Origin of the sequence: Thalassoglobus polymorphus (assembly GCF_007744255.1) — a bacterium.
Classification (GTDB): Bacteria; Planctomycetota; Planctomycetia; order Planctomycetales; family Planctomycetaceae; genus Thalassoglobus; species Thalassoglobus polymorphus.
The window spans coordinates 6,134,021-6,160,064 of record NZ_CP036267.1 but is presented as its reverse complement, the minus strand read 5'-3'; the positions used below and the strand labels follow the sequence as shown (position 1 = coordinate 6,160,064).

The 26,044-nt window shown below is 51.0% G+C and carries 10 protein-coding genes and 1 pseudogene; 4 read left to right on the top strand and 7 right to left on the bottom strand.

Translation table 11 applies throughout. From position 1 onward, the window contains the following. Window positions 1-362: 362 nt before the first annotated feature. Window positions 363-3,047, bottom strand: coding sequence for a PVC-type heme-binding CxxCH protein (locus Mal48_RS22340; protein ID WP_145205177.1), 2,685 nt, complete (start codon window positions 3,045-3,047; stop codon window positions 363-365). 177 nt (window positions 3,048-3,224) lie between these two features. Between Mal48_RS22340 and Mal48_RS22335 the strand changes: the two genes are divergently transcribed. Then, window positions 3,225-3,809: a hypothetical protein gene (locus tag Mal48_RS22335; RefSeq protein WP_145205174.1), complete on the top strand. Its 585-nt coding sequence runs from the start codon at window positions 3,225-3,227 to the stop codon at window positions 3,807-3,809. A gap of 281 nt (window positions 3,810-4,090) precedes the next feature. On the opposite strand, the gene Mal48_RS22330 is transcribed toward Mal48_RS22335, so the two are convergent. From Mal48_RS22330 to Mal48_RS22310, 5 genes are all read right to left on the bottom strand, one after another. Then, a complete protein-coding gene (locus Mal48_RS22330; protein ID WP_145206507.1) occupies window positions 4,091-5,713 on the bottom strand; it encodes an arylsulfatase in 1,623 nt (540 codons plus the stop codon). Between the two features lie 499 nt (window positions 5,714-6,212). Further along, window positions 6,213-6,629: a hypothetical protein gene (locus tag Mal48_RS22325; protein WP_145205171.1), complete on the bottom strand. Its 417-nt coding sequence runs from the start codon at window positions 6,627-6,629 to the stop codon at window positions 6,213-6,215. Between the two features lie 76 nt (window positions 6,630-6,705). Continuing rightward, window positions 6,706-9,942 carry an excinuclease ABC subunit UvrA gene (uvrA, locus tag Mal48_RS22320; RefSeq protein ID WP_145205168.1) on the bottom strand — a complete coding sequence of 1,079 codons (3,237 nt, stop codon included), beginning with the start codon at window positions 9,940-9,942 and terminating at the stop codon, window positions 6,706-6,708. Window positions 9,943-10,035: 93 nt separating this feature from the next. After that, on the bottom strand, window positions 10,036-13,557 hold the full coding sequence (locus Mal48_RS22315) for a PVC-type heme-binding CxxCH protein (protein WP_145205165.1): 3,522 nt from the start codon (window positions 13,555-13,557) through the stop codon (window positions 10,036-10,038). 152 nt (window positions 13,558-13,709) lie between these two features. Then, the gene (locus tag Mal48_RS22310; protein WP_145205162.1) at window positions 13,710-15,149 is read right to left on the bottom strand and encodes a hypothetical protein; all 1,440 of its coding nucleotides are present in this window, start codon (window positions 15,147-15,149) and stop codon (window positions 13,710-13,712) included. An 851-nt stretch (window positions 15,150-16,000) separates the two neighbouring features. On the opposite strand from Mal48_RS22310, the gene Mal48_RS22305 reads away from it, so the two are divergent. From Mal48_RS22305 to Mal48_RS22295, 3 genes are all read left to right on the top strand, one after another. Continuing rightward, window positions 16,001-18,871 carry a DUF1553 domain-containing protein gene (locus tag Mal48_RS22305; RefSeq protein ID WP_231739789.1) on the top strand — a complete coding sequence of 957 codons (2,871 nt, stop codon included), beginning with the start codon at window positions 16,001-16,003 and terminating at the stop codon, window positions 18,869-18,871. 59 nt (window positions 18,872-18,930) lie between these two features. Beyond that, window positions 18,931-20,391: a DUF1501 domain-containing protein gene (locus tag Mal48_RS22300; RefSeq protein WP_145205156.1), complete on the top strand. Its 1,461-nt coding sequence runs from the start codon at window positions 18,931-18,933 to the stop codon at window positions 20,389-20,391. Between the two features lie 299 nt (window positions 20,392-20,690). Next, window positions 20,691-21,587, top strand: a complete 897-nt coding sequence (locus Mal48_RS22295; RefSeq protein ID WP_145205152.1) for a phytanoyl-CoA dioxygenase family protein — start codon at window positions 20,691-20,693, stop codon at window positions 21,585-21,587. A gap of 703 nt (window positions 21,588-22,290) precedes the next feature. Here Mal48_RS22295 and uvrA (Mal48_RS22290) read toward each other — a convergent pair. Continuing rightward, window positions 22,291-25,956, bottom strand: a pseudogene (gene uvrA, locus Mal48_RS22290) (excinuclease ABC subunit UvrA); the annotation flags it as partial. Window positions 25,957-26,044 lie beyond the last annotated feature (88 nt).

The window sequence follows — 26,044 nt, the reverse complement described above, 5'->3', positions numbered from 1 at the left end:
GCCTTCAGAGGCTGAATATTACTGTGTCCACGCAGCAGTGCTCACTCAAACTTGATCAAACGTACAGAGCAGAGGTTTGAGATGTCGTCCTACGGGCGTTCTTTCAATTCATATCGGTATTCTTTACCAGTGAATACTCTGAAATTGTAGAACTGACCCAGCTTCACAGCAAGACGATTCAATTCCCAACACGTTTCAAGCAGGGTGAAATACGAAAAACAGGCCGAAATCGTGAACGATTTCGGCCTGAACCGTACTCATCTGGAATTTTACAGCCTCAATAGAAGCCGCGTTTTGCCTCTTGGCAAGCAGTCTATCAAGCCACAAGCGTCGGCTTCACAGACACGAAACCATGAATCGCTTTAATTCGAATCAGTTTGTGAGACAGCTTTTGCGTTGGCGTCGATCCGGTTTTGCAGAGTCTCCATGGTCTCCTTTAATGCGTATTCCAGATAGACATCCTGATCATAAATCAGAGACTCCACAGCGATGTCGAGAGCCTGCTGACTGTCGAAAAAGCTGAGAGCGCGAACCGCTTCAAGACGGACTCGGGGATTCTCATCGTGGATCGCTGTTTGAATTTTGGCGAGTGGTTCGTCAATTCGGTCTCGCCAATAACACAACACACGAACGGCTGCCGCGCGGGCACGAGCATCTTTTGAGGCCAGGATTCGGTCGAGAAGTTCGACGTCAACGGCATCGTGATGCTGTTTGACCCACAGCAACTCGAGCAACAGGTGCTGATCCGCTTCGCTATCGGTTTTGATTTCCGAGATCGCTTTGTCGACAGCTGGGATCACTTCTTTTTTCTTCCGAGAACCGAGTTCACGACGGGCCTGGAAGCGTGTGCGATCCTCATAAGTCTTCAAAGTCGTCAAAAGCTCTTCGGTTGATTGAAGTGCAGTCTTGGTCGGTTCGACGAGCGGGTTGTCTTTGTAAGTAATCCGCCAGATGCGACCATGCACTTTGTCACGATTCGGATCACGGAGATTGTGCTGCATGTGACCGACTAAAGGGTTGAACCAGTCGAGAACATACAGAGCTCCGTCTGGACCGAATTGCAGGTCAACAGGACGGAAGTTGGGATCGGATGAACGCAACAGCGGCTCCACTGGCTCAGCTGCGAAACCTAATCCATCGTCTTCGAAGCGATACTGCAACACACCTTGAAAACCGATGCAGTTGTTCAACAGGTAGTTGCCCTGCATCTCTTTCGGGAAGTTTCGACTCGAAACAATTTCGCATCCACAAGTCGGACGCCATTGCTTCACGAGAAACTGCTTCAACCCCGGATGCTTACGCGGATGATCGAGGTCTCCCGAGAAGGCTGCCCCCACGTAGTTTGCTCCGCCAGATGCATCAGCGACGAAGTTCTGTCCCCACTTATCGAAGCAGTGCCCCCAGGGGTTGGCGAAGTTATAAGAGACGAAGACATCCAGCTTTTCTGAACGTGGTTCGTAGCGGAATACTGCGGCATTGGCGACTCTCTCTGGTCCCTGAGGTGTTTCGAATTGCGTGTGGTGGAAAGTCCCTTCCTGAAAATACAATTCGCCCCCCGGTCCCAGTTCAAAGGCACTCAACGAGTGGTGAGAATCAGCAGAGTCGAAGCCGTGAAGCCGATGCTGATACACGTCAGCGACATCGTCGCCATCGGTATCTTTAATGAACATCAGGTTCGGTTGCTGCGCGACATACGCTCCTCCGTTCGCGAGTTCAATCCCGGTCGGAAGATGAAGTCCTTTCGCAAAGACTTTTTCTGTATCCGCTTTCCCGTCCCCGTTGGTGTCCTCAAGGATCAAAATTTTGTCGTCAACAGGCACACCCGGAAGGTACATCGGATACGAGGGCATTGTCGTCACGAACAGACGGCCCTTTCCGTCGAAAGTAAACTGGACAGGGTTCTCAAGGTTTTTGAAATCTTTTTCCGAAGCCCACAAGTTGATCTCAAAGCCTTCAGGAAGAGTGAACGATTCAAGAGCCTCGTCAGGAGGAGTGATATAGACTTCGTTTTTGAAGTTGGTTTGAATTTCAGTAAACTCACCCGTTCCTGAATCATCGATTTCCTTCGGAACCGATTCCCCACTGGCCACCTTCCAAATACGTTTGTCTCGAACAGCGATCATCTTACGGAGCTTTTCGAACTCAGCCGGGAAGTTCACAACACCGAATGGCTTTTTGCGTCCTCCATAAATGTAGAAACCGTTGACCGCCCGGTAGTCATAGAAGAACTGTAAATTCTTTTCAGCGACCTCTTTTCGGAGTTGGCCAAGTTTGACGTCCGATGCTTTTGCATCACCAAACAGCTTGCCGTCAAGAATCTTTGCCAGCTCCCGGTAGCCTCTAAAGTTGAGATGAATCCCGTTCATCGTCAGCGGTTTTTTTGTCTCCTCATAAAGCTTCTTCGTTGGTGCGAAGAGATCGACGAACGGAACCCCTTTGGCTTTTGCAACACGCTGCATGGCAGCAGTGTACAATTCCAGGTTTGTGTTGTTGTCCGTTCCGGCGGTGATTCCACGATTAGGGAGATCTTCGCTGGCAATCGGAGAGATCAACACAACTCGAACGTCATGCTTCGGTGCGCCTTCTTTATCCTGAATCTGCGGCTCATAGGAACCACGCTTGAAAGATTGACTCGGATACTTGAGTGCTTTGATTTCATCCACAAACTTGGAAAGCTTTTCTTCAAACTCAGGAATGCCCGCTTCGCCAGCAAATGATTCGTTGTACCCGAACATTGCCAGAATCAGGTTCGGCTGGTGATCAACAAGCGTGTGACCGTGATCCTGAAAATCCTGTGACCGAAGACGAGTATCGATCGCATCCGCGGACCAACCCAAGTTACGGACGACAAGTTTCTTCTCAGGGAATCGGTGATGAAGCAACGTTTCCCAGTGATTGAAATACTGCATCCGCTCTGCAAGGGTATTCCCCAGGATGACGACTTTGTCACCCTCGTTGGGAGCGATAACCCCTTGAGCCATCAGTACTTGAATCGACGAAAAGAAGACCAGAAGTGCGAGAACTGATCGCTGAATTCCACTTATCATGTTTTCTCTCGTGAATTACGTTAATTTTACGCCTGCCCCGTCGAAGAGATTTGACGGTCAGGGAGATTCAAATCGGCGTACCCAATTCTGGCATCTGTCGGTAAAATTGTAAATTGACTCCCAATAACTCTTCTTTCGAACAGAATTTTGATGCCGCATCGACATCAAGAGCAAACCATGAGCGATCAAGCGACAGATTCCAAAATGAGACCGTACTCCCGGAGATTCTTGAGCCTTCTCAGCATCCCGCTCATGGTGCTGCTGACTCTCGGTATCGCCTATCTTTACCTGGCACGAGAGCCTGCTTCAGGGGAAACCCGGTCAGACGCGACCGAAGGTGTTCTTGTTCACAGCGAGGTGGCAATCGGAGCCACTGAACAATCCGCAGAAATCACTTCGGAGCAGATCCTCGGAACGTGGGCACTCAACGCCCCGGAAGCAAATCGAGTCATCGAAAATCGCGCCGACGGCACAGCCAGTATCGATGTCACATTCGGCTTTTGGGCATCGCTGCTCTATGGAGACGAAGTCCATCTGGAATTGGAATGGACTCTCAAAGATGACCTGCTCACCCACACCATTGTGAGCGGGACCCCAGAAAAAAACAAACAGAAAATCATCAAGGACTTCGGAGAGAAGGGCTATTTCAAAATCCTCGGCATCAGCGAAAACCAGATGCACCTCATCGATTTTGACGACCCACCGGAAGAATACTTCTGGAATAGAGTTTCAGAGCGAACGGAAGTTTCCACTCAAAAATAAGTGGACCTTTTAGAGCAGCTTGCTTTACCGTGTGCCCGTGAAGAACGCATTTCGCTAGAACTAATCCTGAAACTTGAAGTTGCTCTCTCAAACGTTGAGGAAAGCGACCATTCCAGTGGTTTTCGGACTGGTTCTAATTTTATGTTGCGGACCGCTCTTAACGAACGGTCCGCATAAAATCAGGTCAGACAACTGACTGCGAGAGGATGTTCAGAAATCAGACTCGCAATCTATCTCGTGGGACTCAGCCAATCACCTGGCACAAGAAACACGAAAATGCTCTAGTTGCCTGTAGGCAGAGGAATGGTCACACCTTCTTTTTTGAGTTGTTCACGCACATGCTGGAACCGCTCGTACCCAGAGATCGTGATTGGTCCCGTGTACGTTTCACTTTGCAGCTTACGGGGCGGATACTTAACGTAGGTCTTCATCAGTTTGTTAATAGACGCGCTGATTGACACCATCGTCCAGGTACGTTCCGTGTAGTTGTTCATGAAGATGTCGTACCGTTCTTGTGGGTCTTGCCACAGATCGAAGACTTGTGGAACGGTGGCAACATATTTTTCTGCACCCTTCCAACCGAGATTCGAATCAACCGAGAGACCACCTGTTGCCTGTCCGTCGTCACCTCGGAGATTAAAGACAGCTTTGTAATTGCCGACTCGAGCTGCACCTGGCGTGAGTTCATTCTCGGTGAAGTAGAACCACTCCGTCCGTGTCCCTTTGCCAGTCCCTTTTAAGATTGGGGTCATGTCCTGGCTGTCGAAAATGATTGGCTCTCCGTCGCGATCTTTGGTCGGAAGCTTAACGCCAGCGACTGAAGCGAATGTCGCCATCAGATCGAGACCGCCCACGATGTCATGATTCTTGACACCCTTCTTGATCTTGCCCGGCCAGAGGGCGATTGCTGGAACACGATTGCCCCCTTCGCGAACAGTTCCTTTGGTTCCACGGAATGGTGTGTATCCGGCGTCGGGATAAACGTCTTGCCACGCTCCATTGTCAGTCGTGTAAACGACGAGTGTATTTTTGTCCAAACCTAGCTCACGCAGCTTGTCCAAGACACGACCAATGCGAGTGTCGAGTTCAACCACTGAGTCAGCATATTTTGATTTCGACAGCGACTTGTGTTTGAACTCAGGCGCTGGAAGATTCGGTTGATGGACCTTCATGAAATTGATGTTGATGAAGAACGGCTGATCGGGGTTCTTTGCAGCATCTTCCAGGAACTCAATCCCAGACTTCTCGACGTACTTGTCCATATAAGGAATACCGACCACCCCTTTGTCAGGAGTGTCGACGTACTGTCCGTTGACTTTCCAGTCTTCCTTAGCTGGCTCGCCCGCGTTACCTGATAAAGATCCTTTGGTCACTTTGTCGAACATTTCCCTCAACTTGGGGTCCATGTCAGGAAACCATGTCGGGTCTCCGTATGTGTATGCATTGCAGTGGTAGAGGAAGCAATGCTTCATGACGTCGTAGCCTTGCGCGTTCGGAAGCGCGAAGTCAGCTTCCCCTAAATGCCATTTCCCGGTGAAGTAAGTTTTGTAGCCCGCAGTCTTCAGAACAGAACCGAGCGTCCATTCGGCTGCTGGTAAACCTCCACCTTGGCCTTGGAAAGCAACCGTGGTCATCCCGCTGCGATTCGGGATCCGACCAGTCTGCATTGCAGCGCGACCTGGAGTACAACTTGGTTGAGCGTAGAAGGAAAAGAAAGTCATCCCCTCCGCAGCCATCCGGTCAATGTTTGGCGTCGGCATGCCGCGCCCTACACCTCCACCGTAAGGACCAAGGTCTCCAAATCCGGTGTCGTCAGAGACAATAAACAAAATATTGGGTTTCCCCTCCTGCGCGAAAGTCGGATTCAATCCGACGACCGTCACAACGGCTGCAGCAAAAAACATTTTGCAGCAACCCAATCCAAACTCAGCACGACTCATCAGCAGCTCCTTTTTAATTGGGACAATTCGGTACATTCAGACAGGTAGAATCGATGTGGCATGATTACGTTCACATATTGAACAACTTATGAACAGAAGCACGTTTCGAATGGAGGGGCCTGTCCGAGCGTCTGCAACTGCCTCTAGAGATTTTCAATGCGAGAACCGGTCTGTACAAGGCGTACCGAATTGATTTTTTCTAACTTTTTATTGATTCATACTCCATTAACAAATGGGCCCTCACTCCTGCTCGACAACGATGAGTGACATCAGCCTCACACGCGAATGTTCTCAGAGACATTCACGGCGTTCCGAGAATAATTTGCGCTAACAAGACCTGTGCGAGATATCGAAGCTCCAGTGATTCTCACTCGATCTCAGAGTGGTCTCCCGTGCTTCCAAATTTCACTGCCCCGCCCAAAGAACCGAAACATCACTCTGATGAATTCACCCTGAAGAGAACTTAGCTACGTCGATCAGGCCAATTGGGAAAGCATGGTTTCTGCGGAAAGCGTTTGAGGATTTCAGGAATCAACTCAAGCCCTTTTGCGGTGAGACGGCAAGCTGTGAAAGTCGGATCAGCAGGGCTGTCAAAATCACCGCCACCTTCGATGAGATGTGGGTAAATTCGAAGAACCTCAATCAACTGTTCGTATCGCATTTTGACTTGCGAGACGAGTTCTCCACCATCTTGATAGAGTCCGCTAACATTTCCTTGCGAAAACCTGCTTTGACACTCCTCCGCAGTCAAATCACCTGAATAAAAAAGTGACAATTGCACGACCTGATCACAGCAGGAAGTCCAGTTGTCCTGCTGCAAATCATTCCCACGATAATAGGTTGCCAAAAGGAGGGATTGATCAATGAAAGTCAGGTTCATCAGTACGACTCAGGCAGTTCCAACATTGGTCTTCAGTGTCGAGATAGCCTCAGTGAGTCATCACCGGGGGAGACCTTTACTCAGCACAGACTGTTGCCACGAACTCGTTCAGGAACTTCTTCAGTGCGGCCGCTTTGACATGGGACTGAGCAGTCAACTGAATTTGGATCGCTTCTTTGCTTCCGGCAGCGGTGATTTGTCGATCTTTCCCGAGTGAGGAAACCTGACCGAGAGCGAAAGTTCCCGGTTCGGAATAGAGGCTCAGGTAGATGCCGTCGCGGCGCTTGGTTTGCAGTTTGGCGACGACATCATTGGTGCTGGGGTCTTTGTATTGGACATCTGTCTTATTGGAGTGGTCCGGGGTGAGTCCGCTAAATGTGTCGTCCAGAATATCGAACAGTTTTTCGAGCGTCTCCAATTTCCAGGCGACTCGTTTATTCGATGGAAAACCTTTGCGTGTAAGATGCCACTTCTTGCCAAGGACTTTCCACGGCATTAACTCACTGGGATCTTTCTTCTCGACTGTTTCGACCTGTTTCAAATACGCTTCGGCAGCCTCTTTCAGGAACTGACGAAACTCCGGAGTATCGATCTCTTCGAGCCAGTGGACATCAAAGACCACTTCCTGAAACGGACCTTTCTTCTCATTGACACGGACTCGCTCACTGCGATTGTAGACCTGAATTTCATCGAGCTCGTTGACCGGTTTGAGCGGGATGCGAGCCTGCACGTCAGCTTCTTCGAATGTTCCTTTCGGCACGCGGAAGTAAAATCGCAACAACCACTCATCACCTGTTAATCCATGAAAGAACCAGCCGGTTCCAACTTTCTTCCGGGCCGTTATTTCAACACTTGCCTGATCGTTCCAAGCCGCTTTCTGGAGCCCATCAATCTCGGCCAGAGCGTCGGTCACCAGAAGTAACGCGTCTCCTTCCCAGCGAATCGGCTTGCCATTCCGGGCGATGCGGTCAACCGTATGCCAGCGGCGACCATCCTGCTCCCAAGGGGCAGCGATGTCTTTCCCGACTTTGGAGATATCGAGATCACCCTCTTTCTTACGAGCTGCTTCCTTGGCATCAAAAACATCGACCTCACCACGTTGGTCGTGTTCCAAAACAGGCTTGAGAAGCTCACCGGTCCAGCTTCGAAACGCTGGCTTGTCGGTCGCTAATGGAGCAACAGCTTTCTTCTTCCGCTTCGTTTTTTTTCTGGTTGCTCCATTGGAAAGATAATGATCACTTTGAGCGACGACATCTTCCGGGGTTCCCGCTGCAACAATCCACCCACCGCCGATACCAGCCTCGGGCCCGAGATCGACAATCCAGTCTGCGGTTTTAATGACGTCCAAATTGTGCTCAATGATGACCACCGTGTTGCCATGTTCGACCAGGCTGTTCAAAACTTTTAACAGCTTGGCAATGTCATCAAAATGCAGACCGGTGGTTGGCTCATCGAGCAGATACAACGTTCGACCGCTGTTTGGCTTTGCCAGTTCGGCAGCGAGTTTGACTCGCTGCGCTTCGCCACCACTGAGCGTGGTCGCAGATTGCCCAAGAGTCAAATAGTCCAGCCCGATGGCATCGAGCGTCGCCAAGGGAACTCGGATCTTCGGAATGTTTTGAAACAATTCCAGTGCTTGCCCGATACTCATTTCCAGAACATCGGCAATAGACTGGTTCTTGTATTTGACAGCCAAGGTTTCCTGGTTAAATCGTTTTCCTCGACAGGTATCACACTCCACCCAAACATCCGGAAGAAAGTGCATTTCAATTTTCTTCTGCCCCATCCCTTCACAGTCATCACAGCGCCCGCCAGCCCGATTGAAGCTGAAACGTCCCGGCTTGTAGCCGCGAATCTTTGAGTCCGGAATTTTCGAATAGAGCTGGCGAATCGGCTCGAAGACTCCCGTATACGTTGCGGGGTTCGAGGCCGGAGTTGCTCCGATCGGGTTTTGATCGACAGCGATCACCCGGCTGATTTGCTCAGCTCCGTTCATTTTTCGAAACGGTCCCGGAGTTGGACCTTTCAGCTTCAAATGCCGCGCAACTCCGCGAGCGAGCGTATCCTGAATCAATGAACTTTTGCCCGACCCGGAAAGCCCTGTCACGCAGGTCATCGTCCCGAGTGGAATTCGCAAGTCGACATTTCGTAAGTTGTTTTGCTGACAACCCAGAATCTCCAGCCAGCTTTCCCCCGGTGGATCGGCGTAAACTTCCTGAAGTTTTTCAAGTTCGATAACAGGTTCGTTCTTTTCGTCGATGATTTGCATCCGGCGCCGAATTGGAACCGGAATCCCTTTTGTGCCAGAAAGATAGGCGCCCGTTAAGGATGCTTTAGTTTGCCTGCTGACCTGTTTCGGAGTCCCCTCAGCGACGACGTTCCCCCCGTATCGACCAGATCTGGGACCGAAGTCATAAAGCCGGTCAGCTGCTTCAATCACTTCTCGATCATGCTCAACAAGCACCAACGTATTCCCAAGCTCTTTCAATTTATTGAGGGCCTCAATGAGTCGACCGTTATCACGCGGATGCAGGCCGATGGTCGGCTCATCAAGCACGTAAAGAACTCCTGTCAATGCACGACCAATTTGACCTGCGAGCCGGATTCGTTGCGACTCTCCGCCAGAGAGCGTCGGCATGCTGCGGTCGAGCGTCAGGTAATGCAAGCCGACATCAACAAGAAACGAAAGGCGATGAGACGCTTCATTCAGTAAGTCGCCAGCGATTTTTTTCTCACTGCTATCGAGTTCGAGCGATTGCAAAAATGGCAACAACTCTTCGAGTGGAAGCTTGCACAACTCTGGAAGTGTTTTGTCGTTCAAGCGGACAGCAGCGGCATCATCACGGATGCGGTCACCATTACAAACTGAGCAAGGTTTCTCACCCACAAGATCCTGAAACTTCGCCCGGTACGGATACGAAACACGCGAAGCTTCTTCAATGGCAGGATACAGCCCCTTGTACTGAACGTTGATCGGTTGCGTCGATCCGGGTAATGAAACGGAAAACCATCTCTCATCTGTTCCGTGAAGAATCACCCGTTGAAAACGTGGGCTGAGCTGATACCAGGGTTGGTCACGAGGAATCTCAAGCTGGTCGGTGACCGCTTCAAGAACGGCGGCAAAGCCCGGATTCTCTTGTGGATTCGGCCAAGCGGAGACGGCTCCCTGATCGAGAGTCAAATTCGGATTGGCAACAATTGCGGACTGGTCCGTACCAATTTCAGTTCCCAACCCCTCGCAGGCCGGACACCATCCAAGGGGGCTGTTGAACGAGAAATTTTGTGGAGCGAGTTCTTCAAACGTCCGTGACATGAAGCAGATTTCAGTTTGTGTCTATATTTTCGGACTCATGAAATGCGTCCGGGGAAGTCTCTATGACAGAATAGCGCCCACATCGTGAACTGTCTACTTCTGCCGCTGGCTCATGAGATACCCGAGGAGGTGCTGAAATTCATCATCTTTGATGAGTTCGCCCCAGTTCTCAGGCATAATCGACAGGTTTGAAACTTTCTCAGCGGCGATTTCTTTTGTTGAGAAAGAAATTTCTTCCCCTTTGGCGTCGGCAACGACCGTCAATTCTCCCTCTTCGCGACGGAACAATCCCGAATAAACTTTCCCACTTTCCAGTAAATAGATACGGGAGCGAAAGGCGAGATCGATATTTCGGTTCGGAGCCAGGACATCTTCCAAAACTCGATCAAGTCCACGGTTGCCGATGCCGTCCAGCTGCGGTCCGACTTTTTTTCCTTCTTCACCAATTGAGTGGCATGCCGCACAGTTCTTTTTGAAAATCGCTTTGCCGGCATCCAGCGATGCCAGTTCCATTTTGAAATCGCTTCTACGCTGCGCGATGAGATTCGCGATATTGTCGTCCGACTTGGGAAGCGTCGCCTTAAGGGAAATGAATTTCTGTCGCAGGTCTTTGTCGTCGAGACCTTCAACCTGAGCCTGCACAACAGTTGAAGCAAGAACCGAGGATGAAATGGCTCCGGTCTCAATCAGTTCCGCCAATCGCGTTGCCCCTGCCTCTTGCAGAGACATCGAACGGGCCAATGCCGTTTGAACTGTAAGCGGGAACGTTTTCAACAATGCGAGGAATTCGAGTTCGCCAGCATCGGCATCCGCTTTGCCATGCTGTCTATTATCGTTAAGAAGCACTTGGGCGATACGTAATTTCTGTTGACCTGTAACCCCTGCGACATTGTAAATTGAGAGCAACACGTCAGCCTCAGGAGAGGCCTGCCCCGCCACCAATGACTCGAGCGCGGCAAACCGGACAGCAGCAATGAGAGACGGATTGAGTGCAATCGATTTCAACTCTGACTCAAATTGAGTGAGTCCGAGCTGCCGACAAATGTTCGCTGACGAAATCAAACGCTGGTGACTCGTCTTGAAATCGACTTTCGGAATTTGAACCACCGGTGGAGAGATGCCGCTGATCGCAATCCAGGCATAGGCACGAACGCTGATATTGTCAGTGACCTGAAGGTAACCTTTTTGGCCCGCATGTTCGCCAAGGTCCCAAGTCACTCTCTGGGCTGTGTCATTCCTCGGTGCCAATGCTTTCTGAATTTCTTGATGATTCTTCGCCAGATGTAAGCTCACAAAATTCTGCGGGATGGCAGCCTGATTAGGAAAACCGAGATGACCACAAAGATCGAACGCGAGTTCCGCCGGAAGTATAAAACTTTTTGATCTCAGCAAACCGACGGCGCGCTCACCCGCTGGCAAGCTACTAAGGAAAGGAACATCCTTTTTTCCGTCAGCGGTATTGCGAGGTTCGAGCCCCCAGTCAATGGGCCGTTTCTTTGAAAGCCCGAGCGACTTCCAATCTCCTCGGCCGGAATCGTCTGCTTCGAAAACCTGCTGAACCAACTCAATACCCCAGTCGATGAGTTCTTGTGTCGGCATACACCCTTGCTGCCGTAAGCCCGATTGAATCGCCAGCAACAATTCCAGTTGTTGATCGAGATCATTTTCAAAGCGAGACTGCGAAAGGCTGACAATCTGCGATACATCATGCTTCTCCAGATGCCGCGCAGCGAGCGTGACAACCTGCTTTAAGTCGGTGTTTGAAAACTCAACACGATCAACAAGTTGAAGCAGAGACTTTGCCGACGCCTCGGACTTCACCGCCAGACTGATCTGGGCCAGCAGGTTTTCATCAGCTTCACTCCAGCCAAGCTTTTCAATGAACTCATACGCACCATCGAGCTGCATGGAGTTTCTCAGTCCAATTTTGCAAACATGTCGTTGATGTAAATCATGCTCAGACGCCGTTTGATGGGCTGCTACAAGAACCGGGATATGCGAAATCCTCGAGTGCTGTGCGAGCGCCGTTGCTGCGGCTCTACGAACAAGCGGGCTGTTTTGTAAACCGTCATAGGCAAGCTGAACATGTCCCTCTGACCAACCTGAGAGATCCGCCAGAATTCGCTGAACGTGGATGCGAACCACTTCGTCTTTTGAACCGAAAGCAGTTCGCAGATCGGCAATCGAAAGATCACCGAGCCGATGTTTCACCCAAAGCAAATAGGCATGCTGCAGCGGCGTTTTGGGATCTTTTAGAACATTTCGAACTTCAGGCAAACAGTCCTCGCCGAGACGTTCGACAAGTTGTTCAACAATGCGGTAATCGTAAGGCAAGTTTGGGACTGTCAGCTGCGAAATGAGTTCCCTTGCAGAGAGCTTCGTAAGATCCTGTGGAGTCTGAAACCTGTTCACAGGCTGATCTCCAACATAACTCACTCGCCAAATGCGAGCGCGATGCCGATCACGTCCCGGATGATCGAGCGGGACTTCATAATGCCCGATAATACGATTGTAGAAGTCTGCAACATAAAGAGCCTGATCGGGACCGCACTGTGTCTCAACCGGTCGGAACCAGGAATCGCTGCTGGATAGAAAGTCCGGTTGCTCGACGACCTTGACTGTTGAGCCGGTGTACTTGACCACATCCCGATGAACACGGCTTGTCATGACGTTTCCGACGAACAGATTATTCTCATACTCCTCTGGAAATCCGCCGCCAGTGTATTGGGAGATTCCGGCGATGGCGGTCGAACCATGCAAGTGTTCCATCACTGGCGGAACGAAGCCGAGGCCATCATGCGGCTTCCCGAAGCTGGGATAGTAGCCGTCTTGAATTAACAGCGTGACCGGTTTTGTGTGACAGTCAGAAGTGTAAGCATCACCGAGATGATCGAACGTCATCCCGAATGGATTCACCTGCCCGTGCGTGAAATGCTCGATGCGAGAACCATCGAGCTTGAAGCGGTATGTATTCCCGGATTGCATCGTGATGGAATGCCCATCCGCTCCAGCAACTTTCGAATTGTTATTAAACCCATGGCAGGCATACATCCAACCATCGAGCCCGCGCCGAAAACCATTGTTCAGCCCATGTGTATCTCGCGAGAAATCAAAAGGACCATACAACACTTTCGCTTCATCAGATCTCCCATCGCCGTCGGTGTCTCGATAAAAAGTGATGTTCGGGATTGAAAAGGCAACCACCCCGTCTTGATAAGGATAAAGTCCGATCGGAACTGTGATTCCGTCGACAAAGGTTGTGAATTTGTCGGCACGGCCATCGCCGTTGGTATCTTCCAGAATTCGAATGCTGTCAGTCGCCGACTCAGTCAAATCCGGAAACGGATAATCGTTCGACCCGCTCACCCACAATCGCCCACGTGCATCAAAAGCCATGTTCATCGGCTTCTGAATATCCGGCTCAGCGGCAAAGAGCTGAACTTCAAAGCCCTCGGGAACGGTGAAGGTTTTCAATTCCTCTTCAGGCGTCAGCGGATCTGAACTCCGAATCATTTCCCCGAAGTTCTGAGCCTGAAGAACGCCCCCAACTGAGAGAGTGACTAGCCCAGCAAAAAGAATTTGAGCAAACCGCAATGAAAAGCGAGCAACCAGCATGCGTGTTCCTGAATCAACAGAGAGCGAATCCGAGCTTTACATGATGAACGAATCAACATGCCACTGCCAGAGTACGCGTCGTTGAATGCAAATGCCGTCAGTCCTCCAGGCTAAAAAAACGAACTGGTTGCTGCCTCGGAGAGACGGAAAAGTCAGGCTTGCACGAGTTCGCGAAGTCGAGAAGAGCTCCCTGCCGCACCGGTCGACTGCAGAACAGATTGATCGTGCATTGATTCTGGCTTTTCGATGTCGAGGAGTTCAAGAATCGACGGCGCGATGGTCGTCAAGGAGACTTTCTCATCTCGAACTTCACAAGCGTGCCCCGGTTGCCGAATCCAGAAGATTCCATCGGGGTGATGTGTCCCGCTCTTAATGGAATCAACCCAGTAAAAGACGTCGTGGAAGTCGATCTGCTCCCCACTTACTGCAACGGTGAGTTGCGCATTGTCCGGCATCAGTTGACGGCACCGGCACTGGCCGATCACTTCGCACCCCTCAAGCTCCGCAGAAAATGCTGGCGTCCCATCTGGGAGTTGCAGCGACAACAAACGGGCTGAGCAGGCTTCCGCATCAATCTCATTGGCAAACTTCAGGAAGAATTCATCCGCCATGATTGGTTCATAATTGAACTCACCGGTAATCTTCAAGCTGTTCGTCAAAGCCTCTTTGTTGTGCAGACGATAGTGCCGGATTCCCCCTTCGTTATCCTTCTCTTGAAACGCCTGTTGCCCCAAAGCAGAAATCAAAACAATCGTCGCCTTCGGAGCAAGGTTCAAGACTCGTCCGACGAGTTGGTCCATTTGGCGATAGCCGTACAAAATGGCATTTCTGTAAGCTCGCTGCTCAGACGATGATGGCCGGATTAAAAATGATTCTGGCTCCATATTCCTCCAGAATTTGTGTTGAAAGTGAGCTGTGCTGTTCGAGAAGAACGTTGAGAACGTGGGTTGATGTTTTTTGTAATACCATTCGAATAGGTCATACTGGATCGCATCCAGCACGGCAGCCCGCTTCCAGCGATGTCGCCCGAATTTCTCTTTCACCAGCTGACCGAGAATTCTCCTGATGGTCGAAACATGCAATCCATGATCCAGCATAAACGAAAGAAACTTCCAGCGTTCTCGAATCGAAACTGGTGTTTTCTTCGCTGCATACTCTTGAACATTCTTTCGTACGAATCCGTCGTAGTCGTCGAACTCCCCTTTGGGATACGGATTCACCTGATATGACCACGGGTCGGGAAGAATGTGTCCGTTCAAATCTTCGCTGCACCAGGGATTCATGCTGCCGCACACCCAGACATTCTCTCCGGCAGCCGAAACCACATCCCAGATCGAGGGCGAGGTCAGCTTGTAAGCGTTAGAAAGTCGATAAACTTCATGTTCAGCAGCCTCCAGCCCGGAATGGACTGTCACCCATTGAACCCAAGGGTTCAGCCATTCGCCTTCAGCATTCGCATCCGTTGTCTGAACAATAGACTCATCTCGCAACCGCTGAAAATTTGGAAGATGCCCCGCCTGCAAAAATCTGTCGAGAAGGACCGGCGTGAGTTCACTAAACTCAAGACAAATCACAGGCTGTTGTTGAGACATCCGAGGCTCCGCATTTCATCAGGGGAATCATAGCCTAAACCGCAAACAACACTTCTGAAGTCATTCTGAATCACTGGGATCCCGAGAACCTGTTCAGGTCTTGTAACAGTTAGTGCTTTTCAATACTTGTCGTGCCCATGAAGTCACTTTCATGACCAAATAGACCTCTCGCCACAAGGCAGGACTTAAAGACCAACATTGGATTTGATCTAGAGCAGTTTGCTCTACCATGTGCCCGTGAAGAACACATTTTTCTTTTAAAAACGCTGTTCGCCACGAGGCAGATCCTGCAAACCAATTCAAAAGATGCTCTAGTCAATTTCCAATGCGAATATGAAAACCTAGATGACAGAACCGCACCTGCATGACCGATTTTGAACCTTTCGCAAACTGATGAGCAATCGAGCCTGTCACACGACGTTTTAAAACACATTTAGTGCTTCGTTGTGTTTTGGCATCACACAAAGAAACATTTACGAATTGTCGAGCCAGCAAAATCGCCCGCTGTGCACGGAGCTAACATCCTTCAACTTAATGTTCATATTTTGCCACATAGAGCACAGCAACTTCACTAAGAAAACGAGTTCGACATGGGCACACCGAAGAGTCAACTTCTCTGGTGGCTCTCTTCTGGTAGCTACTCTATTGGGAAGAATGAAATGCGAAGTCGTGGAGAAACTTTGAGTTCAACAAAGATGGCGAAATGGTCGCCGTTTTGAATTTGGCATCAGCAGAAGATACACTCAAAAACAAATCGAAGCACATCGATGCAAAAAAACCACACGGACGCGAAGTCCTCTCTCAGAAGGTAACCATGAGTTGCCCGGGATGAACTGTTGATGCGAGAAAGAATGTCCGGAAAACTGTTCAGTCAACTGACCTTGATCCTGCTCATCGTTCCAGCAAATGTCCAGGCGGATAAGCCGGTCAACTTCGAAACGGAGGTCGCTCCCCTGCTGGAGAAGCACTGTATTCGTTGCCATTCCCCCGGAAACCCGAAAGGGGAACTCTCCCTGGAGTCTGCTGAGCACCTTATTCAGAACAATTACCTGAGTGCTGGAGATCCGGACTCCAGTTACCTGCTTGATCAAATTTCGTCCTCCGACGGGACACGGCCGGCAATGCCCAAGGAAGGTGAACCGCTCACGAAAGATGAAGTCGACATCTTTCGGCGTTGGATTCTTGAAGGTGCGAAATGGCCGGAGGATGTGCTCGTCCGCGAGAAATCGAAAGCAGACGGGTCGTGGTGGTCGCTACAGCCTCTGAGTCTTATCACTCCATCGATGCACGAACAAGCACCAGAAGACTGGAACACGAACCCCATCGACCGTTTCATTTTTGCAAAACTCAAAGAGAATAAGCTCTCTCCAAATCCGCCGGCAACTCGACGCGAACTCATTCGCCGGGCGACTTTCGACTTAACTGGATTACCGCCAACACCGGAAGAGGTCGACCATTTTCTCAAGGACGATTCCCCCGAAGCTTATCGAAAAATTCTCGATCGACTCCTTGCCTCACCACATTACGGTGAACGCTGGGGTCGCCATTGGCTGGACGTTGTTCGCTTCGGAGAAAGCAACGGCTTCGAACGAAATGTGCTCATCAATGACCTCTGGCCGTTTCGTGATTATGTGATTCAATCCATCAATGAAGACAAACCGTTCGACCAATTCATCCGAGAACATCTCGCGGGTGATGTCATCGGTATGGGGAATCCAGAAAGTGAAATCGGGTCAGCCTTTCTAGTCGCTGGCCCATACGACGATGTTGGAAATCAGGATGCTGACCAAGCGGCCCAAATCCGAGCCAATACCATCGACGAGATGATTCGCTCCTCCGCCGAAGCGTTCCTGGGACTCACGGTTGGATGTGCTCGCTGTCATGATCACAAATTCGATCCCATTCTGCAGCGAGATTATTATTCCTGGTACGCGACCTTCTCAGGAGTTCGCCACGGACGCCGCGTTGTCGCGACCGATCAAGAAAAGCAGGAGCATCAGGCGAAAGTTCAACCGCTGCAACAACAGCGAGACCGACTGACGCAGCAACTCGCAGAACTCAATAAGAACATCCTTCAACAAGGGCTTACGAAGCTCGCCGAATACGATAAGAAGTGGACGCGAGAACCGGTCAGCCGACTCGGCTGCGAGGAAACCTTCGAGCCGGTCAGCGTCAAATTTGTTCGCCTGATCTCAGAAGGACAGGATTCGAATTTCAGAAATCGAAATTCATTTGGCATCGACGAATTCGAAATCTGGTCGAAAGAATCACCGTCACGCAATGTCGCACTGGCATCGCAGGGAGCTAAAGCAAGCGGAGCCAGCCGACACATCGAAGACTTCCCCGGAGCCTACGGACCACAAATCGCAATCGATGGAAAAACAGGCGAACGATTCCTGGCCACCGGTGGCACACTCACAATCGAACTTCCACAACCGACAACCATTCAACGCATCTTTTTCTCGAGTGCACGTGACGAACCGAACCCTGCACAACGAAAATTTGCTTTCGTTGGCGAATACCGAATCGAGTCCTCTCTCGACGGAAAAGAATGGACCGTTATTGCGAACTCGGAAGATCGAAAACCGCTCAACTCGCAGCATCGAGACCATCGCTTACGAACTCTTGAAGAGACGCCAGAGCATCGCCAGAAAGTCGCTGAACTCAAACGTGAGCTCGCAAAAGTGAACCAGCAACTCGCTGCCATCCCGCCGCTGCCGGTCGTTTGGGTCGGCCAACGTGTTGCCAGCGACGCGAAAGGACCGTTTCACATATTCCTTGGGGGAAGTCCTCAACGACCTGGTGAAGAAGTCGTCCCGGCCAGCCTCGCCGTTCTCTCAAAGAGTGAGGCCAAGTACGAATTAAAACCGGAGGCTCCAGAAAGTGAACGTCGCGAGTCGCTGGCGAACTGGATTGCGGACAATCAAAACCCGCTCACTTCGCGAGTGTTAGCAAATCGCATCTGGCACTACCACTTCGGAACAGGAATCGTCGACACTCCGAGCGACTTCGGGTACATGGGAAGTCAGCCGACTCACCCGAAACTCCTTGACTGGCTGGCAAATCAGCTGATCGAAAACAATTGGCAGATCAAGTCGATTCACCGGCAAATTATGTTGTCGCAAACGTATCAGCAGTCGAGCAACTACCGGAAAGATGCCGCGCGAGTCGATGGCGATGCCCGACTCTTGTGGCGATTTCCTCCCCGACGACTTTCCGCAGAGGAGATTCGAGACACCATTCTGCAAGTCTCCGGCAAGTTAAACAAGAAAATGGGTGGACCCGGATTTCGACTGTACCACTTCATGCAGGACAACGTTTGTACCTACGCTCCGCTCGACAAACATGGTCCTGAAACTTATCGCCGTGCGGTCTACCACCAGAATGCACGCGCGTCGGTCGTCGACTTAATGACGGAGTTCGATCAGCCCGATTGTGCATTTTCGATTTCCAAGCGAGCTGAAACAACCACGCCACTCCAGGCACTGACCATGCTCAACCACAGCTTCACAATGGACATGTCGAAGGCTCTCGCAGAGCGTGTGATCAACGAAACGGGCGAGAATCTCGACCAGCAAATCAAGTTGATTTTTTCGCTATGCTACAACCGATCCCCCTCCGCCGAAGAGGTCGCTGCCTCGAAGGAAATGATCCAACAAACCTCACTCGCAAAATATTGTCGAGTCATCCTCAACACGAGCGAGATGATTTACGTGAACTGATCAAACCTCGATCGATTTGCAACAATCCCACAAGTCAAAACACTTCATATGAGATCGACATGAAGCACCATTCCGATCCCGCACAATTAAGCTCCCTGCTAAACGTCTCCCGCCGCCGATTCCTGGGTGATGTGACGACCGGTCTGGCAGGCGTCGGCCTGATGCAGATGCTGACGAAGCAGGCTTTCGCAGACGATCCCGCCTGGAAACCGGGAGTCGGGCTATCGCATCATACCCCGAAAGCAAAACGTGTCCTCCAGATTTTTTGCCCAGGCGCAGCTTCGCATATGGATCTCTGGGAATACAAACCGGCTCTCGAAAAGTACCACGGAAAGCCGCTTCCGGGCGAAGAGAATTTCCGTTCATTTCAAGGCCAGAATGGAAATCTCATGAAAAGCCCCTGGGGATTCCACCCTTGTGGCGAGACCGGAAAAATGATCAGCGACATGCTGCCTCACATGGGCCAGCATGCCGATAAAATCGCCTTCCTGCATGGAATGCACAGCAAAACAAACACGCATGGTCCAGGCTGCGTCTTCATGAATACTGGGCATGAAACCGAAGGCTTTCCCAGTGCGGGATCATGGATGAGTTACGCTCTCGGAAGCGAAAACGAAAACTTGCCGACATACGTTGCAATCCCCGACATCCGTGGCGAACCTCCGAACGGAAAAGCCAACTGGGCCAACGGATTTCTCCCGGCACGACATCAAGCGATTGTGATGAGTCATCAACAACCAATCCGGAATTTAAAAAAGCCAGACGGACTCACCTCGCAGGAAGAAGCAACATCACGCCGGTTGCTAAATCGATTCAATCGCAATTTCGCAAGTGCCAATCCGGGCGAATCTGATTTACAGGCCCGCATCGCTGCCTATGAACTCGCGGGGCGAATGCAACTCTCAGCGCCGGAAGTTTCTGATCTGGAGAGTGAATCACAGGTTGTACACCAAACATACGGAACGGACGACGAAAATCCGTTGAAGGCCAGTTACGCCAGAAACTGCCTGCTCGCCCGAAGGTTGTTAGAGCGCGATGTTCGCTATGTCAATTTGTATTGTGCCTCAAGAGCCTCTGGCGTGGATGGCCTTTTAAACTGGGATGCCCACAAGACTTTGAAGTCTGACTACGAACGACACTGCCCTATCTTTGATCAACCGACCGCCGCGCTGCTCAGCGACCTCGAACAATCTGGATTGCTCGACGAGACCTTAGTCCTCTGGACGACGGAATTCGGCCGCATGCCGACCCATCAACAGGGGACTTCCGGGCGAGATCATAACCCAGACGGCTTCACCTGCTGGATGATGGGTGCAGGTGTGCAAGGTGGTGTCAGTTACGGAGCGACCGACGAATTCGGTCGCCGGGCAGAACAGAATCCAACCTCTGTCTGGGACTTTTACGCCACCGTACAGCACATACTCGGATTCAATCACGAACAGCTAACGTGGTATCATAACGGCCTGAACCGTCGCCTCACCGACGTCCATGGCAAAGTCATTCAGGAAATCCTGACGTAAGAGACTCTACTCATCAACAGATGAATGATTCACAAAAAACACGACATCCAAAAGCATACTCCACTTCCCCGCCGTGTCTCATTTGACAATGCGATAGAGTAAATTCGATATTGGTCGTCACATCCTGTCTCGTGACGATCAGTCTACCATGCCACAAATGTGAGCTTCGCGGGCACGACCAGCATCAAAAACATTTTAGAACTGATCCTGAACCTTGAAAACTACTCTCTCAGGCGTTGAGAAAATCCGCTATTCCAGAGGTTTTCGGACGGATCGAGAAACGACACGAAAGCAACAGCATGGACCTCGCCCAGACTCATCACCCGATCAGCGACCTTTTTCCTCAACCAGCATCACCAGAGGAATGGGAGAAGTACAAACTCAGCGACGAGCAGGTCCAGTTTTTTCATGAGCATGGGTATGTCTCCGGGATTCGTATTCTCGATGACCGGCAACTGGAGACGCTCCGTAAAGAACTTTCCGGACTGGTGCAACCGGACCACGAAGGTTCCGATCTCTGGTATGAATATCACACCAACGAGTCGGTCGATCCCAACTCTGTGCTGTTTCATGCACTGGGAGCATGGCGAATTCGACCGGGCTTTCATGACATTTTGTGGAACCCGGCTTTCACTGTCCCCGCCAGCCAACTCCTCGGCGGGACGGTACGAATGTGGCATGATCAGCTCTTTTGCAAACCTGCCAAACATGGTGGTGTCGTGGCGTGGCATCAAGACTATTCGTACTGGACCGCGACCGAACCGATGGCTCACCTGACGTGCTGGGTGGGCCTTGACGAGAGCACTCGAGAGAATGGGTGTCTGCATTACATCCCCGGCAGCCATCGCTGGGAACTGCTGCCGATCACAGGACTCGCAGGCGATATGGAATCGATCCGTGAAGTTCTCTCGCCGGAACAAGTCGAAGAGTTTCAAAAGCCGGCTGCCATCGAACTCCAGGCCGGAGAGTGCACATTCCATCACCCACTCATGGTCCACGGTTCTTTCGAAAACAAAACTGAAGGGCCTAGACGTGCAACAGTGATCAACGTCTTTAAAGACGGAACTCGCTCTGCCCAAGACAAAATGATCCTCGACAAAACCGAAGCCATCCCTGCCGGTCAAAAAATGGAAGGAGCGTTCTTCCCGATCTTATTCGATCCGGAAGATACTCAGCTTTGCTTCGAAAGAGACTGAATCGACGATGAGTGACGTCAAAAGCACCGGGCGCAGTCCTTTTCCGGGAGACCCGTTTCCCTGGAGCAAATTCGAGGCTTGGTCTTCAGGCTCTGCCTCGTGGCGAACAACGATCTCCTGAGAGAAACGCGTTCTTCACGGGCACACCGTGGGGCAAGCTGCTCTAAGGCACATTGTTTTTTCAAATTTCTGCTTGCATTCTGCCCCATTGCTAGCGCCCTATGAAGTCATGCAGATGCCCCTCACGCGGACGTCAAGCGTTGAAAATCCCCAGCAATTAAACAGGTGCGAAAAGAGGCTTTTTTTGGGCAGAACGCAAGGCCAGCAGTGCTGGTTGTAGCGTAAGAGTCGATCATGCTACTGAGCACTCAGGGAAAACTTGCTTTCCACGGAGATTTTCTCCTTCGGAGATCAATCTCTGACATAAGGTCATTCTGGATAGCTCCCCCCTTCATCCTTTCTGTCGAATCTTAGACATGCGCATTATCCATACACTCCTCAATCGTTACGAGAATATCTCGCCTGTGGACTTCGCGATGCTTGCATTTTCGATTGTCCTGGCGGTCTGGTATTTCACGAAGTACAAAGATTGATCTCGCTGCTTACTCCCCCAGAGCAAACGGCTCTAATGAGCATCACATTTTGGGCAAGAGTAGTTCAAGCTGAGACGATCAACGATCCATTTGTCCTCGGGAGTTTCTTTCTCGACATGGACCAGATGAATGACGCCATGTCCCAGATCAAGTGCTGTTTCGATTGAGTCCGCAATTCTTCCTCGCGCATCTGGATCAACCTTGACTCGATCGACAATGGCTTCAACAAGATAGTCTCGCTTGTGATCGATCTTCGGAACATCCTCAATTTGATACGTGATCCCATTGATGCGAACACGCAAAAATCCTTGAGTCCCGAGCCGATCCCACAACTTCTCATACGATTGGCCGACCGCAATTTCGACCGGAGCAGCCAGATACAGCCGCATCCCTGCTTCCAGACTTAAGACTCGATCGATGATTTCATCAGTAGTTTGTCGACTCACAAGGCTTTGGCAATCGGGACAATACATCTTTCCCAGACGGGCAAACAGAATCCGCAAGTAATCGTAAATCTCCGTGACAGTTCCGACTGTCGAGCGCGGAGTCGCTCCGACGGTTTTCTGTTCGATCGCGATAGCTGGCGAAAGTCCTGAGATATTGTCCAGCTTCGGCTTGGGCATTTGACCCAAAAATTGTCTTGCATAAGCAGAGAGCGACTCGACATAACGACGCTGGCCTTCGGCATACAAGGTGTCCATCGCCAGCGATGTCTTTCCTGATCCACTCGGACCACAAAAAACGCTCATCTGATCACGCGGAACAGTCACATCGACCGACTGCAAATTATGCTGAGCCGCTCCACGAATGGTGATGCTTTCCATCGAATCCAGTCGATTGCGATGCGCCATGATCGATGGCTTCCCCTTGGCTGATGTCGCCTTCTTTTTGGGGCTGAGGATCTTTTTCAGCGCGTGTCCGGTGTAGGATTTTTTACATTTCGCAATCTCTTCCGGCGTCCCGGTCGCCAAAACTTTTCCGCCTCCTGCTCCCCCTTCTGGTCCCAGGTCGATCACCCAGTCAGCGGTTTTGATCACATCGAGATTATGCTCAACGACCAGAACGGTATTTCCCTCCTCAACAAATCCATGCAGGACCTCCAGCACTTTCTGAACGTCCGCGAAGTGCAGCCCGGTCGTTGGCTCATCTAACAAGTAGAGAGTTTTTCCTGTCGATCGTTTCCCTAACTCCCGAGCGAGCTTAATTCGCTGTGCTTCCCCACCGGAAAGAGTGGGCGATGGCTGTCCCAGTTTCATGTAATCAAGACCGACGTCGTGCAGCGTTTGCAGCAGTCGATAAATCTTCGGATGATTTTTGAAGTGCTCGACACCCTCTTGAACGTCCATTGCCAACACATCTGCAATCGACTTGTCCCGGTATTTCACCTCAAGTGTTTCATGATTGAACCGCTTGCCATTACAGAGTGTGCAGGGAACCCAAATGTCCGCCAGAAAATCCATTTCCAGTTTCGTCGCTCCATGACCTTCACAGGCTTCGCAGCGACCATCAGCAACATTAAAACTGAATCGTCCTTTTTGATATCCACGCAGTTTTGACTGCGGCAGTTGTGTATAGAGATCTCGAATCTGATCGAGAAGTTTCACGTACGTTGCCGGGTTGGAACGTGGAGTGCGCCCAATGGGTGACTGGTCGATGTCGATCGCTTTGTCGAGATGCTGCAAGCCATTGATTCGCTTGAACTTCCCGGGCGTCCCCTTCCCCTTGTTCAATTCTTTGTTAAGAACCTGCCATAAGATGTCATTGCAAAGTGAACTTTTCCCAGATCCGCTTACTCCGGTCACACAAACGAACAGTCCTAACGGGATTTCGACATCCACGTTCTTTAGATTATTCTGTTCGGCCCCAACAATTTTAATCGCCTTCTTGGTCGGCTTTCTTCGCTCTTTTGGAACTGCAATTTCTGAACGCCCGGACAGGTATGCTCCGGTGACGCTCTTCTTGTTTTTCATGATCTCATCAACCGACCCACGCGCGACGATCTCCCCGCCGCGAACCCCGGGACCGGGACCAAAATCGATGATGTAATCCGACGCACGCATGGTGTCTTCATCGTGCTCAACAACGACGACAGTATTTCCTTGATCTCGGAGACCGAGAAGACTGTCGAGCAGCATATCGTTGTCGCGCGGGTGCAATCCGATAGAAGGCTCATCCAAAATGTACAGCACTCCAACCAGTCCAGACCCGATTTGCCCAGCGAGTCGAATTCGCTGAGATTCTCCACCAGATAAAGTGGGGGCCGTCCGCTCAAGGCTCAAGTACCCGAGACCGCACTTTTGCAAGAACCCCAACCGTCCGCGAATCTCTTTGAGAGCTTCCTCAGCGATCATTGCATTCGTGGCGTCCAGTTCCAACTTTTCGAAGAACTGGCAGGCATCATCGACCGACAATGCACAAACACCCGGCAAAGAGCGAGCAGCATCGACCCCAAGTTTCCCTGCAGATTTTGAAACGATACGAACATTCCGCGCCTGCGGGTTGAGCCGTTCTCCCTCGCACGACTGGCAGGGAACCACTTCCATATACTTTTCGAGTTGCCGACGCCTCATCGGATTCTTGGCTTTATGGAATTCGTCGATCAAGTCAGGGATGTACCCTTTCCATGTTCCGCCATGTTTCCAGACTCCGCCGGAGTGACGCCACGAATAAGTGATGTGACGCTTTCCCATTCCGTAGAGGAAAAATTGTCTTGCCTGTTCGGGGAGATCTTCCCATTTCGTTTTCAGAAACGAACCGGCAGCCAGATCACAATCTTGTTCGATCGCTTCCGCAACGCCCTTGAAGATGTGACGCCGCCAACGGCCAATTTTCCCGAACGACTTTACCAATTCAAGAGCCCCCTTGAAGATCGGCTTCCCCGGGTTGGTGAATAACTTATCGAGGACGAAGTCGTGCCGCATGCCCAGCCCGGTACAGTCGGGGCACATTCCGAGCGGGCTGTTAAAGCTGAACAGTTGCGGAGAGGGTGGCTCGTAACTGATTCCACAGTCAGGACAGGCATACTTCGCGGAGTACAATTTCTCTGTCGGATTGTCTCCCGAGGTGGAGATGATCAGCATTCCTTTACTCAGCGATATTGCCGATTCAATCGCTTCAGCAAGTCGGGTCCGTTGCCCCTTTCCAGCGACAAGCCGATCGATGACAACTTCAATTGTATGTTTGAAATGCTTCTTCAGCCCCAGATCATCGGAAAGGTTGACGACCTCGCCGTCGACTCTCGCTCGCAGGTAGCCCTGCTTAAGCAAGTCGGTGAACAGATCGCGAAACTCACCTTTTTGCTGTTGAACAATTGGGGACAGAACCTGAAATCGTGTTCCCTCAGCGAGCGTGGAAATATTTTCGAGAATTTGATCCATCGTCTGGGCGGTGATCGGCTGACCGCAATCGACGCAGTGCCCCAACCCGACGCGTGCATACAAGACGCGGAGATAGTCATAGATTTCGGTGATCGTCCCGACGGTACTTCGTGGATTCCGGGAGGTCACCTTTTGCTGAATCGAAATGGACGGCGCCAACCCAGTGATGGTATCGACATCCGGCTTGGGCATTTGCCCCAGAAACTGACGAGCATAAGTCGAAAGAGATTCGACATAACGTCGCTGACCCTCTGCGTAGAGTGTGTCAAACGCCAGGGAGCTTTTCCCGGAGCCCGACACCCCGGTCATGCATATCATTTGATTCCGGGGAAGCGTAATCGAGACGTCGCGCAGGTTGTGCTCACGAGCTCCTCGAATCTCAATATCAGCAGCAGCCATTCCGAATCCGTTCCGTAACAAGTGTTCAGTGTCACTGAAGTATAGGAACGTTCGTAGAAAATCAAAAACGAACTCCAGCCACACTCTT